The 13,468-nt window shown below is 71.9% G+C and carries 12 protein-coding genes and 1 pseudogene; 7 read left to right on the top strand and 6 right to left on the bottom strand.

Annotation, left to right across the window (positions count from 1 at the left end; genetic code table 11):
• The first annotated feature begins 85 nt into the window (after window positions 1–85).
• From ACUP6Y_RS20220 to ACUP6Y_RS20210, 3 genes are read left to right on the top strand one after another with little or no spacing between them, the layout of a single operon-like run.
• The gene (locus tag ACUP6Y_RS20220; protein ID WP_462552673.1) at window positions 86–673 is read left to right on the top strand and encodes a TetR/AcrR family transcriptional regulator; all 588 of its coding nucleotides are present in this window, start codon (window positions 86–88) and stop codon (window positions 671–673) included.
• Entirely contained in the window at window positions 673–2,412 is a 1,740-nt protein-coding gene (locus tag ACUP6Y_RS20215) for an ABC transporter ATP-binding protein (RefSeq protein ID WP_462552671.1), read from the top strand. Before ACUP6Y_RS20220 ends, ACUP6Y_RS20215 begins: the two co-directional genes overlap by 1 nt.
• Before the next feature lie 38 nt (window positions 2,413–2,450).
• Window positions 2,451–4,403 carry an ABC transporter ATP-binding protein gene (locus ACUP6Y_RS20210; protein ID WP_462556782.1) on the top strand — a complete coding sequence of 651 codons (1,953 nt, stop codon included), beginning with the start codon at window positions 2,451–2,453 and terminating at the stop codon, window positions 4,401–4,403.
• Window positions 4,404–4,476: 73 nt separating this feature from the next.
• Here ACUP6Y_RS20210 and ACUP6Y_RS20205 read toward each other — a convergent pair whose 3' ends face one another.
• Entirely contained in the window at window positions 4,477–5,100 is a 624-nt protein-coding gene (locus tag ACUP6Y_RS20205) for a hypothetical protein (RefSeq protein WP_462552669.1), read from the bottom strand.
• Window positions 5,101–5,138: 38 nt separating this feature from the next.
• Window positions 5,139–5,357 (bottom strand): annotated as a pseudogene (locus ACUP6Y_RS20200) (ABC transporter permease); the annotation flags it as partial.
• A 443-nt stretch (window positions 5,358–5,800) separates the two neighbouring features.
• On the opposite strand from ACUP6Y_RS20200, the gene ACUP6Y_RS20195 reads away from it, so the two are divergent.
• Together ACUP6Y_RS20195 and ACUP6Y_RS20190 are read left to right on the top strand one after the other, a co-directional pair.
• Window positions 5,801–7,465 (top strand): MDR family MFS transporter, encoded by a 1,665-nt coding sequence (locus ACUP6Y_RS20195; RefSeq protein WP_462552667.1) that lies wholly within the window; start codon window positions 5,801–5,803, stop codon window positions 7,463–7,465.
• Complete coding sequence (locus ACUP6Y_RS20190; protein WP_462552666.1) at window positions 7,462–7,923, top strand: MarR family winged helix-turn-helix transcriptional regulator; 462 nt, start codon at window positions 7,462–7,464, stop codon at window positions 7,921–7,923. The genes ACUP6Y_RS20195 and ACUP6Y_RS20190 overlap by 4 nt, the downstream gene beginning before the upstream one ends.
• 8 nt (window positions 7,924–7,931) lie before the next feature.
• Here ACUP6Y_RS20190 and ACUP6Y_RS20185 read toward each other — a convergent pair whose 3' ends face one another.
• A complete protein-coding gene (locus ACUP6Y_RS20185; RefSeq protein WP_462552665.1) occupies window positions 7,932–9,515 on the bottom strand; it encodes a glycoside hydrolase family 13 protein in 1,584 nt (527 codons plus the stop codon).
• Window positions 9,512–10,231: a hypothetical protein gene (locus tag ACUP6Y_RS20180; RefSeq protein WP_462552664.1), complete on the bottom strand. Its 720-nt coding sequence runs from the start codon at window positions 10,229–10,231 to the stop codon at window positions 9,512–9,514. Before ACUP6Y_RS20180 ends, ACUP6Y_RS20185 begins: the two co-directional genes overlap by 4 nt.
• A 60-nt stretch (window positions 10,232–10,291) precedes the next feature.
• Here ACUP6Y_RS20180 and ACUP6Y_RS20175 point away from each other — a divergent pair, with 60 nt between their 5' ends.
• Window positions 10,292–10,978 carry a metal-dependent transcriptional regulator gene (locus ACUP6Y_RS20175; protein ID WP_462552663.1) on the top strand — a complete coding sequence of 229 codons (687 nt, stop codon included), beginning with the start codon at window positions 10,292–10,294 and terminating at the stop codon, window positions 10,976–10,978.
• Window positions 10,979–11,013: 35 nt separating this feature from the next.
• On the opposite strand, the gene ACUP6Y_RS20170 is transcribed toward ACUP6Y_RS20175, so the two are convergent.
• Window positions 11,014–11,850, bottom strand: a complete 837-nt coding sequence (locus tag ACUP6Y_RS20170) for a Sir2 family NAD-dependent protein deacetylase (protein WP_462552662.1) — start codon at window positions 11,848–11,850, stop codon at window positions 11,014–11,016.
• Window positions 11,851–11,886: 36 nt separating this feature from the next.
• Window positions 11,887–12,153 carry a DUF2277 domain-containing protein gene (locus ACUP6Y_RS20165; RefSeq protein ID WP_462552661.1) on the bottom strand — a complete coding sequence of 89 codons (267 nt, stop codon included), beginning with the start codon at window positions 12,151–12,153 and terminating at the stop codon, window positions 11,887–11,889.
• 109 nt (window positions 12,154–12,262) lie between these two features.
• Between ACUP6Y_RS20165 and ACUP6Y_RS20160 the strand changes: the two genes are divergently transcribed.
• Window positions 12,263–13,453, top strand: coding sequence for a saccharopine dehydrogenase family protein (locus tag ACUP6Y_RS20160; RefSeq protein ID WP_462552660.1), 1,191 nt, complete (start codon window positions 12,263–12,265; stop codon window positions 13,451–13,453).
• Window positions 13,454–13,468: the final 15 nt, after the last annotated feature.

Genomic DNA, 13,468 nt, shown 5'->3' with positions numbered 1-13,468 from the left:
CGGTGGTGGACCCGCTTCGCCCTGACCCGGCCTCAACCACAAAAGGGGTTGTGAGTGAGCGCTCACTCATCCTAGGATGGCCGGCATGCCGCCCCGTGCCGCCCCGCTGTCGCCCGACGACCGTCGAGAGATGCTCATCCGGGCCACCCGTCCGCTGCTCTACGAGCACGGCCGGCGAGTGACCACCCGGCTGATCGCCGAGGCCGCCGGTGTCGCGGAGGGCACCATCTTCCGGGTCTTCGACTCCAAGGACGACCTGATCGACGCGACCATCGCCCGCGCCTTCGAGCCGGGCGACGTGCTGTGCCGGCTCGACGAGATCGACCCCGGGTTGCCGCTGCGCGACAGGATGGTGGCGATGACGTCGATCCTGCAGCAGCGGTTCCTGGCGATCTTCGGGCTGATGAGGTCCATGGGCTTCGTCGGCCCACCGGACCATCTCACCGAGCGGCCCGAGATCAAGAAGGGTCTCGCGCAGGTGCAGGACCGGCTCTACCTGCTCATCGCACCCGACATCGATCGCTTCGACCGTGGTCCGGACCGGGTGCTCCACGTCTGGCGGCTGCTGACCTTCGCCGCGTCCCACGAGGAGATCGCCGACGGCGACCTGCTCACCCCCGTCGAGATCGTCGACACCGTCTTGGACGGTGTGCTGAGGAAGGACTCGCACTGATGCTGATCCGGCTCCTGCGCGACCACCTGCGCCCCTACAAGGGCTGGCTCTCGGCGATCGTCGTGCTCCAGTTCACCGGCACCGCCGCGATGCTCTACCTGCCCAGCCTCAACGCCGACATCATCGACCAGGGCGTGGCCCGCGGCGACACCGGCAAGGTCGTCGAGCTCGGCGCGATCATGCTCGTCGTTGCGCTCGTCCAGGCCGCCTGCTCGATGAGCTCGGCGTGGTTCGGCGGCCAGGCCGCGATGGCCTTCGGCCGCGACCTGCGCAAGGCGGTGTTCGGGCGGATCGGCAGCTTCTCGGCGCGCGAGGTCTCCACCTTCGGCGCGCCGTCGCTGATCACACGCGCCACCAACGACGTCCAGCAGGTGCAGATGCTGGCGATGATGACCTGCCTGATGGCGGTGACCATCCCGATCATGATGATCGGCGGCATCATCATGGCGATGCGCGAGGACTTCGGCCTGTCCTGGCTGGTCGTCGCCGTCGTACCGGTGCTCTTCGTCTGCATCGGCCTGGTGGTCTCGCAGATGGTGCCGGCGTTCCGGCAGGTCCAGGAGCGGCTCGACGACGTCAACCGGGTGCTGCGCGAGCAGATCACCGGCATCCGCGTGGTGCGCGCCTTCGTCCGCGAGCCGCAGGAGGCGCGCCGCTTCGAGCGGTCCAACCAGGACCTCACCGTCGTCTCGCTGCGCGCGGGCCGCTGGATGGCCCTCATGTTCCCGCTGGTCATGGGGATCTCGAACGTCGCCAGCGTCGGCGTGATCTGGTTCGGCGGCCACCGCGTCGACGGCGGCCAGATGGAGGTCGGCGCGTTGACGGCGTTCCTGTCCTACCTGATGCAGATCCTGATGTCGGTCATGATGGGCACCTTCATGCTGATGATGATCCCGCGGGCCTCGGTCAGCGCGGACCGGATCGGCGAGGTGCTCGACACCGGCACCAGCGTCGTCCCGCCGACCCACCCGGTCACCGAGGTCGCCGTCGCCGGCCACCTCGACCTCAAGGGTGTCGGCCTCACCTACCCCGGCGCGGAGGCGCCGGTGCTGCGCGACGTCACGTTCTCGGCCCGCCCGGGCCAGACCATCGCGGTCATCGGCTCCACCGGCGCCGGCAAGACCACGCTGGTCAACCTGGTGCCGCGCCTGCTCGACGCAGGAGAGGGCGTGGTCCGGGTCGACGGCGTCGACGTCCGCGAGCTCGACCCCGAGCTGCTCTGGTCCCGGATCGGGCTGGTGCCCCAACGGGCGTTCCTGTTCTCCGGCACCGTCGCCTCCAACCTGCGCTACGGCCGGCCGGACGCCACCGACGAGGAGCTGTGGGCGGCGCTGGAGATCGCGCAGGGCGCCGACTTCGTGCGGGCCATGCCCGAGGGTCTCGACACCCCCGTCGCGCAAGGCGGCACGACGGTCTCCGGCGGCCAGCGCCAGCGCCTGGCCATCGCCCGGGCCCTGGTCCGGCGACCCGAGATCTACCTCTTCGACGACGCCTTCTCGGCGCTGGACGTCGCCACCGACGCGCGGCTGCGGGCGGCGTTGAGGCCGGTGACCCGCGACGCGACGGTGCTGATCGTCGCCCAGCGGATCGCCACCATCCGCGACGCCGACGTGATCCTCGTGCTCGAGGACGGCGAGGTCGTCGGCCAGGGCACCCACGACGAGCTGATGCGCGACAACCCGACGTACCAGGAGATCGCCGCCTCGCAGGGCATCAAGGGAGAGGAGGTCATGGCGTGAGCGAGACCCCCAAGAACGGCGCCGCGAAGACCGGCACCATGAAGCAGACCGAGCGGATCGTCCAGCAGGGCGGCCCCGGCCGCGGCCCGATGGGCGGCATGGTCGGCCAGAAGGCCGACGACTTCGGCACCTCCGCGCGCCGGCTGCTCGCCCAGCTGCGCCCCGCGCGCGGCAAGGCGGTCGCCGTCCTGCTGCTCGGCATCGGCAGCGTCGCCTCGGTCGTCGTCGGCCCCTACCTGCTCGGCAAGGCGACCGACGCCGTGTTCAACGGCTTCATCGGCGCCCGGATGCCCGAGGGCACCACGAAGGCCGATGCCGTCGCTCAGGCCGAGGCCAGCGGCAACAGCGGCCTCGCCGACTTCCTGCGCGGGCTCAAGGACGTCGTTCCCGGCCAGGGCGTCGACTTCGACAAGGTCGGTCACCTGCTGCTGATCACGCTGCTGGTCTACGTCGGCGGCCAGGTGCTCGGCTGGCTGCAGGGCTACCTCGTCAACGACGTGGTCCAGGCGACCGTCAAGCAGATGCGCACCGACGTGGAGGAGAAGATCCACCGGCTGCCGCTGGCCTACTTCGACAAGCAGCCGCGCGGCGAGCTGCTCAGCCGGGTCACCAACGACATCGACAACGTCGCGCAGAACCTCCAGCAGACGATGAGCCAGCTGCTCACCTCGCTGCTGATGGTCGTCGGCGTGCTCGGCGCGATGTTCTGGGTCTCGCCGCTGCTGGCGGTCATCGCGCTGGTGTCGGTGCCGATCGCGATGTTCGTGACCGGGCGGATCATGAAGCGCTCGCAGAGCCAGTTCATCAACCAGTGGCGCCAGACCGGCCGGCTCAACGCCCAGGTGGAGGAGTCCATCTCCGGGCACGCGCTGGTCACCGTCTTCGGTCGTCGGCAGGCCGTCGAGGACGAGTTCGACGCCGCCAACGAGGAGCTCTACCAGTCGTCGTACCGCGCGCAGTTCATCAGCGGCCTGGTGATGCCGCTGATGATGCTGGTCGGCAACCTCAACTACGTCGTGATCGCCGTCGTGGGCGGCCTGCGGGTCACCTCGGGCGCGCTGAGCCTCGGCGAGGTGCAGGCGTTCATCCAGTACTCCCGGATGTTCACCCAGCCGATCACCCAGATCGCGTCGATGGCCAACCTGCTGCAGTCCGGCGTCGCCTCGGCCGAGCGGGTCTTCGAGCTGCTCGACGCCGACGAGGAGGTCGCGCCGTCGTCGCTCTCGGCGTCGCCCGAGCGGGACACCACGACCCGCGGCGAGGTGCGCTTCGAGCACGTCTCCTTCTCGTACGACCCCGAGGAGCCGTTGATCGAGGACCTCTCCCTGGTCGCGCACCCCGGCCAGATGGTCGCGATCGTCGGCCCCACCGGCGCCGGCAAGACCACGCTGGTCAACCTGATCATGAGGTTCTACGAGCTCAGGCGTGGCCAGATCCTGCTCGACGGCCGCGACATCGCCGCGATGGACCGCGCCGAGCTGCGCAGCCGGATCGGCATGGTCCTCCAGGACACCTGGCTGTTCGAGGGGACGATCCGCGACAACATCGCGTACGGCCGCCCGGACGCGACGGAGGAGGAGATCCGCGCGGCCGCGCGGGCGACGTACGTCGACCGGTTCGTCCACTCCCTGCCCGAGGGCTACGACACCAAGGTCGACGACGAGGGCTCGAACCTGTCGGCCGGCGAGCGGCAGCTGATCACCATCGCCCGGGCGTTCCTGGCCCAGCCGGCGCTGCTCATCCTCGACGAGGCCACCTCGTCGGTCGACACCCGCACGGAGCTGCTGCTGCAGCAGGCGATGGCCGCGCTGCGCACCGACCGGACGTCGTTCGTCATCGCGCACCGCCTCTCGACCATCCGCGACGCCGACCTGATCTTGGTGATGGAGCACGGCCGGATCGTCGAGCAGGGCTCGCACGCCGAGCTGCTCGAGCGCGACGGGGCGTTCGCGCGGCTGCACGCGGCACAGTTCGCGGCGGCCGCCGTGTGAGGCATTTCCCGGCGTAACGTCATTCGTTCCGTGGGCGATCGCCCACGGAACGAATGACGTTACGCCGGGAACCTCAGCAGTCGTACTGGAAGGAGGCGGGCTCCCCGCCGGTGACCGCGATGGCGGCGATCGGGGTGTCGTCGGCGACCTGGTCGGCGGGCGCGTCGAGCAGGAACCCGAAGTAGGGGAGCCCGTCCTCCTCGCCCGGTGGGTACACCGACGACTGGTCGAAGCCGTCGTCGACGGGCTCGGTGAGCGTCGGGAAGGCGGCCTTCAGCTCGCCGTACGTCGAGCCGACCTGGAGGTCGCCGGTCGCGGTGACCGGACCGGGCGCGGTCACCCACAGCTGGGTGATCGTCGCGTCCTCGTCGGTGAGCACCCGCAGCCCCGTGCCGTCGGGGTCGTCGCGCCAGTGGATCAGCTCGCCCTCGCAGATCGCGGCGCCGTCGGCGAACAGCCCGGTGGCCGACCACTCGTCGCGGTTCATGCCGACCTGGGCGTCGCCGATCGAGGCGGGTCGGATGACCAGGACGGGGAGGGCGGTGCTCGGCACGGGGGTGGTCGGTGCGGCGGTGGGTGTCGGCGTGGCGGTGGTGCCGGCCGAGCGGGTGGGCGTGCTCTCGGGGCCGCTGTCGTCGGACGAGCAGCCGGTGAGGGCGAGCAGCAGGGCGGCGGCGACGATCAGCGGGCGGGCCATGCCCGGGCGTGTACCCGCCCGACCGGCCCGCCATGCGCTCAGCGGCGCAGCACCTTGCGGGCCAGCAGGCTCCCGCCGAGCTGGATGACCATCACGAAGGCGACCAGCACCAGGATCGAGGCCCACATCACGACGTCGTCGAACTGGCGGAAGCCGAAGCGCTGGGCGAAGGAGCCCAGGCCGCCGCCCGCCACGACACCCGCGATCGCGGTCATGTCGACGATCGCGACGAAGGCGAAGGTGTAGCCGAGGACGCCGGCGCCTGCGCCATCGAGCTGCTGCTCCGCCCGCCCTCCGCGTCGGGCACGGCGGTCGTCGTACCCACGCAGCTGCGGGTGCGCGAGTCCACCGGTCCCCGCCACAAAATCCCGTTGTGCGCGCCGGATCGGCGACCTACCGTTGTCGCACACGGGAAAGGAGGTGGTCCGAAGAATGAGTTCTTCCAGGACGCGTGAGGTGGCTGCCCGCTAGCAGCCCAAGCAGTTCCGACGGGCTGCGCGCGAAACCAACGCAGCCACCCGACCCGCAGGTGAAACCGGGATCGTCCCCCGGCTCGGTCCGAGACCGCACCTGCGGGTCGCTGCGTTCTCGGCCGCTGGAGTGTCTCCCGCGTCACAGAAAGTTGCCGGCGTCAACCATCCGGGCATATAGTTGATCCACGACAACCATTTGGGTGATGACGAGAAGAGATGACGACTCGATGACCAACGCTCCGTCGGCTACCGCCGAACCGGGCCAGATGACCCACCGCGAGATCATGGAGGCCCTGACCGGGCTGCTGCTCGCGATGTTCGTGGCCATGCTCTCCAGCACCGTGGTGAGCAACGCCCTCCCCGCGATCGTGACCGACCTCCACGGCAGCCAGACCGGCTACACGTGGGTCGTGGTCGCGACCCTCCTGACGATGACGGCGACCACCCCGATCTGGGGCAAGCTCGCCGACCTGTTCAGCAAGAAGCTGCTGGTGCAGCTCGGCCTGGTGATCTTCTCGGCCGGCTCGGTCGTCGCCGCGGTGGCGCCCAACATGGGGGTGCTGATCGGCGCCCGTGCGTTCCAGGGCCTCGGTGTCGGCGGCCTGACCGCTCTGGTCCAGGTCGTCATCGCCTCGATGGTCTCCCCGCGCGAGCGGGGACGCTACAGCGGCTACATCGGCGCCGTCTTCGCGACGGCGACCGTCAGCGGCCCGCTGCTCGGCGGCCTGATCGTGGACAGCCCGATGGGCTGGCGCGGCTGCTTCATCGTCGGCATCCCGATCGCCGCGATCGCCTTCGTCGTGCTGCAGAAGACGCTGCACCTGCCGACCATCAAGCGCGAGGTGAAGATCGACTACGCCGGCGCCACCTTGATCATGGCCGGCATCAGCCTGATCCTGGTCTGGGTCAGCCTCGCCGGCACCAACTTCGAGTGGATCTCCGCTACGTCGGCCGCGCTCGTCGTCGGCAGCCTGGCCCTCATCGGCGGCGCCCTGTGGGTCGAGGCCAAGGTCGCCAGCGAGCCCGTGATCCCGCTGCGGCTGTTCCGCGACCGCACCACCGCGCTGGCCACCGCCGCCTCGGTGATGATCGGCGTCGCGATGTTCGGCGCGACCGTCTACCTGAGCCAGTACTTCCAGCTCGCCCGCGGCATGAGCCCCACGGAAGCCGGCCTGATGTCGGTGTGCATGGTCGGCGGCCTGCTCGTGTCGAGCATCGTCAGCGGCCGGATCATCACGAAGACGGGCCTGTGGAAGCGGTGGCTGGTCGGCGGCATGCTGTTCGTCATCGCCGGCATCGGGCTGCTCGGCACCATCGACGTCACCACCTCGCTGTGGGTGATCGGCGGCTACATGGCGCTGGTCGGCATCGGCCTCGGCGCGACCATGCAGAACCTGGTGCTGTCGGTGCAGAACAACGTCCGCGTCGAGGACCTCGGCGCGGCGAGCTCGGTCGTCTCGATGTTCCGCTCGATCGGTGGCTCCGCCGGCGTCGCGGCGCTCGGCGCCGTCCTCGCCCACCAGGTCACCGGCGGTGTCCGGGACGGCATCGGCGCCCTGGTCCAGGCCGGCAAGATCAGCCAGGAGCAGCTCGCCGCGATGCAGCACTCCACCGGCGACATCCCCAAGCTGGCCGACCTCCCGGCTCCGATCCGCTCGCTCTACGAGGCCTCGTTCGGCGACGCCGTCGGGCACCTGTTCCTGGTCGCGGCTCCGTTCGCCGTGGTCGCCTTCTTGTGCATCCTGTTCATCAAGGAGGTCCCGCTGCGCACCTCCAACGCCCCGACGGTCGCCGAGGCCGAGGTCGAGGCCGCCCTGGTGGCGGCCGGCGAGCCGGTCGACTACCCGGCGTACGACGTCGAGGGCGGTGTCCGGGAGGGCGAGCGGCGATGACCGCCACGCTCACCCGCGCCGACGCGCTCAAGGACCTCGAGGCCGAGGTCGGCGTACTCATCCGGCGGGTCCGCCGGGTGATCGGCGAGCGCGCGCGGGCGGTGCATCCGGAGCTGCTGCCGGCGTCGTACCTGATGCTGAGCTACGTGCGGGAGAACGGACCGCTGCGGGCCTCGGCGATGTGCGCGGTGTTCGACATCGACAAGGGCGCGATCAGCCGCCAGGTGCAGCACCTGATCGATCTCGGCCTCGTCGACCGGGCCCCCGACCCGGAGGACGGACGGGCGACCCTGCTCAGCGTCAGCGAGGAGGGCGTACGCCGCCTCGAGGCGGTCGCCGAGGAACGGCGCGAGCAGCTCGCCGAGCGGCTCGGAGACTGGAACGTCGCCGAGCTCCAGGAGTTCGCGGTCTCCCTGCGGCGCTACAACGACGCCCTCGGGATCCCGGCGGACCGCTGACCCCTGGCCTAGCGGATCCAGGCCGCGGTGTCGGGAGGCAGGGTGCCGCCGGGCAGCGGGCCGCTGGCGATCAGCACCTCGCCCTCGGGCAGCGGGGCCGGGTAGGTCCCGGCGTTGAGGACGACCCGCACCCCCGCCCGGCACACGACGAGCACGTCGTCGTCGACGCTCGCGACCGTCTCCTCGTCGGCACCGGCGAAGACCTCGCGCCGCGCGGCCAGCGCCCGGCGGTAGAAGGCCAGGGTCGAGTCCGGGTCGGCCTCTTGGGCCGCCACGGTCAGCGTCGACCAGCCGGCCGGCTGCGGGATCCACGGCTGGACGCCGTCGGGACCGCCGAAGCCGTACGGCGGCGCGTCGCCCGACCACGGCAGCGGCACCCGGCAGCCGTCGCGACCGGGCTGGCCGGTACGGAACCAGGACGGGTCCTGGCGCGCCTCGGGCGGCACGTCGACCTGCTCGAGGCCGAGCTCCTCGCCCTGGTAGAGGTACGCCGAGCCGGGCAGCGCGAGCATGGCCAGCGTCGCGGCACGGCCCCGGGCGAGCCCGGTCGGGCCGCCGCCGTACCGCGTGGGGTGGCGCTCGACGTCGTGGTTGGACAGCACCCAGGTGGGTGCGGCGGCGGCCGTGGCGACGGCGGCGATGGAGTCGGTGACGACCTCGGCGAACGCCTCGGCGGACCACGGGGTGCCGAGCCAGCCGAAGTTGAACGCCTGGTGGAGCTCGTCGGGGCGGATGAACATCGCCATGGATGCGGCGCTCTGGGTCCAGGCCTCGGCGACGGCCATCCGGTCGCCGGGGTAGGAGTCGAGCACCCGGCGCCAGCGGCGGTAGACCTCGTGGACCTCCGGCTGGTCCCACATCGGCTCGTCGGCCCGGACCCGCTCGACCATCGACTCGGCCACCTTCTTCGGTCTTCTCGGGCGCTTCTGGTCGCGCAGGGTGGCCTCCTTGTAGAGCCCGTGGGCGACGTCGACCCGGAACCCGTCGACCCCGCGGTCGAGCCAGAACCGCAGCACTCCCTCGAAAATGTCGCCGACCTCGGGGTTGCGCCAGTCGAGGTCGGGCTGCGAGGTGTCGAACAGGTGGAGGTACCACTCGCCGTCGGGCACCCGGGTCCACGCCGGGCCGCCGAAGATCGAGTCCCAGTTGTTCGGCGGCTCGGCGCCGTCCTTCCCGCGGCCGGGGCGGAACAGGTAGCGGGCCCGTTCCGGCGACCCGGGCGCCGCGGCGAGGGCGGCCCGGAACCAGGCGTGCTGGTCGGAGGTGTGGTTGGGGACCAGGTCGACGATCACCCGCAGGCCCAGGCCGTGAGCGGTCTCCAGCAGCCGGTCGACGTCGGCGAGCGTGCCGAACAGCGGGTCGACGTCGGTGTAGTCGGCGACGTCGTAGCCGTGGTCCTTCTGGGGCGAGGTGTAGAACGGCGTGATCCACAGGGCGTCGACGCCGAGGTCGCGCAGGTAGGGCAGCCGCGAGGTGATCCCGGGCAGGTCGCCGATCCCGTCGCCCTCGCCCGCCGGAAGGTCGTCGGCGAAGCTGCGGACGTAGACCTGGTAGACGACGGCGTCGTGCCACCACGGGTGTGGGCCGCTCACCGGAAGGTCTCCGGGTCGACGGTGAGCCAGATGTGCTCGGCGGTGGCGACCACCTCGTCGTCGGGGCCGTAGACGGTCGCGGCGGTGAGGGTCTTGCGGCCGTCGAGGCGGCGCAGCTCGCCGACGACGACGTACCGCTCCGAGGTGCGTGGCACGCTGCGCACCTCGGCGGTCATCCGGCCCAGCACCGACGGCCGCGCCTGGAGGTCGCTGGCCCAGCCGCCCGGGCAGTCGAGGGCGGCCCAGGCGATCGGCACCGCGCTCTCGTACGGCGTCCAGGTGGCCGCCACCCGGACGTCGTCGGCGTCGCCCGGAGCCACCCGACCGGCGAAGATCCGCAGCCCGTCGCCGACCCGGCGCTCGGTCCCGCAGGTGAAGCAGGTGGCGAACGGGTGCCCGTGGTGGCCCGGGTAGCGCGTCTCCGCCTCGGCGGCGACCAGCGCCGACACCGGCGCGACGGGGACCGGCCGGGCCTCGGCGTAGACCGCCTCGGCGACCGCCCGGCCGTCGTGGGTGAGGGTCGCGCCGGCCGCGGTCGCGAGCACCGGCATCGGCATGTCGAGCGGCGGAGGCAGCCGCAGCGTGACGGTCACGGCAGTGCCGATGCCCTGCGCGGGCAGGGTGGCGGCGAGGGCGCCACAGGTCCAGCCGCCGTTGCCCGAGCGCGGCGGGCCGTTGAAGCGGTGGGGGACGATCAGGGGCGGCAGCATGCTCACCCGCCCAGCATTGCAGGCCGCTGGTGTGCGGCCTTTCTCTTAATGGGTCAGAATAGGGGGGTGAGCGATCTCATCGACACCACCGAGATGTACCTCCGCACGATCTACGAGCTGATGGAGGAGGGCATCGTGCCCCTGCGGGCGCGCATCGCCGAGCGCCTGCACCAGAGCGGGCCGACGGTGTCGCAGACGGTGGCGCGGATGGAGCGCGACGGGCTGTTGACCGTCGAGGGCGACCGCCACCTCGAGCTCACCGAGGAGGGCCACCGCCTCGCCACCCGCGTGATGCGCAAGCACCGCCTCGCCGAGCGCCTGCTCACCGACGTGATCGGCCTCGACTGGGAGCTGGTCCACGAGGAGGCGTGCCGCTGGGAGCACGTCATGTCGGAGACCGTGGAGCGCCGCCTCATCGAGCTGCTCGGCCAGCCCACCGAGTCGCCGTACGGCAACCCCATCCCGGGCCTGGGCGAGCTCGGCCAGGACGCCGTCGGCGAGAGCTTCATGACCGACGTCGAGCCGCTGTCCAAGGCGGCCGGGCCCGAGTCCGCGCGCGCCGTGGTCCGCCGCATCTCCGAGGAGATGCAGAAGGACGACGCGCTGATGAGCGCGATGCGCCGGGTCGGCGCGCTGCCGGACAAGACGATCACCATCCAGGCGACCGCCGACGGCGTGCTCGTCGGGTCCGGCGGTGAGACGGCCGAGATCTTCCCCGAGGCAGCCGACCACATCTTCGTCAAGAAGCTCTGAGCCGCGAAACACCGGTTCTCTCGTCCAGGCTGGCGCTATGACACCTTCCGCGCGCCCCGTGCGGCGACCAGCTCGGGGAGCCAGGTGCTGGTCCCCGCCTCGACCTTGTACGACGCCAGGGCGTCGCCGCGGGTGGCGCCGCGGTTGACGATGACGACGTCGATGCCGCGCTGGGCGGCCCGGCGGACGAACCGCAGTCCGCTCATCACGGTCAGGCTCGAGCCCGCCACGAGCAGCGTGCCGGCAGGGTCGGCAAGCGCCTCGACCGCGGCGTAGCAGCGCTCGACGCGCGGCTTGGGGACGTTCTCGCCGAAGAACACGACGTCCGGCTTCAGCGCGCCGCCGCAGTCGGCGCAGGCCGGCACCACGAAGCCGGTGGTCTCCTCGAGGTCGACGTCGCCGTCGGGGCGGACCGCCACGGCGGCATGCCGGGCGGCCCAGCCGGGGTTGGCGTCCTCGAGTCGTCGCTGGAGCGCGGCCCGGGGCGTCGTACGGCGGCAGCGGAGGCAGACCACGTCGGCGATCCGGCCGTGCAGGGCCACCAGGGCCGGGGTGCCGGCAGCCTCGTGCAGGCCGTCGACGTTCTGGGTGATCACCAGGTCCGCGCCGAGCGCGGCGACGGCGCGGTGTCCGGCGTTGGGCTCGGCGCGCCGCATCCGGGACCAGCCGAGGTGGCTGCGCGCCCAGTAGCGCTGCTGGGCCGCGGGCCCGGACACGAACTCCTGGTAGGTCATCGGCAGCCGTGCCGGCGCGCCGGGACCGCGGTAGTCGGGGATGCCCGAGTCGGTGGACAGCCCGGCGCCCGTCAGGACCACCAGTGGGCCGGCCGCGCACCGATCGAGCGCGGGGTCGCGTTGGCCGACGAGGGTCACCGGTCCAGGGTACGCAGCGGGCCGAGGGGGCGCCGCTCAGCCGTAGCGCAGCCGCGCCCGCTCGCGCGCCTTCTCGGCCTCGACCTCCCGGTTCTTCGGCGGCGCCGTGGTGACCAGGTCGTCGAGGAGATGCTGGGTGATGTGGGCGATCTCCGCGACCGCCTGGTCGAAGGCCGCCTGGTTGGCCTGGCTGGGCTTCGTCGTCCCGCTGACCTTGCGGACGAACTGCAGCGCCGCCGCGCTCACCTCGTCCCGCGTGGCCGGGGGCTCGAAGTTGTTGAGCGGGCGGATGTTGCGGCACATGGGGTACACGGTACGCCGGGCCCCGGCGGCCGGGAGGTTCCATCGGGGCTCGAGACGATCGTCGCGCAACCTCCTCGACCACAGGAGGGGACGATGGAAGAGTGGGGGCATGGCAGACAGCGCGCGCCCGTACGACGTCGTCCTGTTCGGAGCCACCGGCTTCACCGGGGGACTCACCGCCGACTACCTCGCCGAGCACGCCCCCGCCGGGCTGCGCTGGGCGCTGGCCGGCCGCAACGAGCGCAAGCTGGAGGGGGTCCGCGACCACCTCACGACCATCGACGCGACGCTCGCCGACCTGCCGCTGCTCGTCGCCGACGCCGCGGACGTCGACGCGCTCGCCGAGGTGGTCGCCACGACCAAGGTGGTCGCGACGACGGTCGGTCCCTATGTCCAGTACGGCGGGCCGCTGGTCGCCGCGTGCGCGAACGCCGGCACCGACTACGTCGACCTGACCGGCGAGCCGGAGTTCGTCGACCGGACCTATGTCGAGCACAATGCCGCCGCCGAGGGCTCCGGCGCGCGGCTGGTGCATTCCTGCGGCTTCGACTCGGTCCCGCACGACCTCGGCGCCTACTTCGCGATCAAACAGCTGGCCGAGGAACTCGGCGGCGCGATCACCGAGCCGGTCACCATGCGCGGCGTGGTGCGGGCCGGCGCCGGCTTCTCCGGCGGCACCTTCCACTCCGCGCTGACCGCGTTCTCCCGGCCCCGGCAGATGAAGGAGGCCGCGACCGCGCGGCGCCGGCTGGAGCCGCGTCCCGAGGGGCGCCGCTCGCGGGCGGTGGCGGGGCGGCCGCGACGCGACCACGACCTCGGGTACTGGCTGTTGCCGCTGCCCACCATCGACCCGTTCGTCGTCGCCCGCAGCGGCGCCCACCTGGCGTCGTACGGGCCGGCGTTCAGCTACTCCCACTTCGCCGGCACCAAGACTCTGCGGTACGCAGCCGGCGGCGCTGCCGGCGCCACCGGCCTGACCCTCGCCGCCCAGGTGCCGCCGCTGCGCAACGCCCTGCTCAAGCGGGTCCCGCAGGGCGAGGGACCGTCGGCGAGCCGGCGGGAGAGGTCGTGGTTCACCGTCGACTTCGTGGCCGAGACCGACGGGCACCAGGTCCGCACCCGGGTCTCCGGCGGCGACCCGGGCTACACCGAGACCGCGAAGATGCTGGCCGAGTCGGCGCTGTGCCTGGCGCTCGACGACAACCCCAATATCGCCGGCCAGGTCACCACCGCCACCGCGATGGGCGATGCGCTGCTCACGCGGCTGCAGCGGGCGGGGATCGTGTTCGAGCGCCGCTGACCCCCGGGTCCTGGT

The sequence above is a fragment of the Nocardioides sp. S5-5 genome, assembly GCF_054954065.1.
The sequence above is the reverse complement of the archived record's forward strand: the minus strand, read 5'-3'. Positions and strand labels throughout refer to the sequence as shown.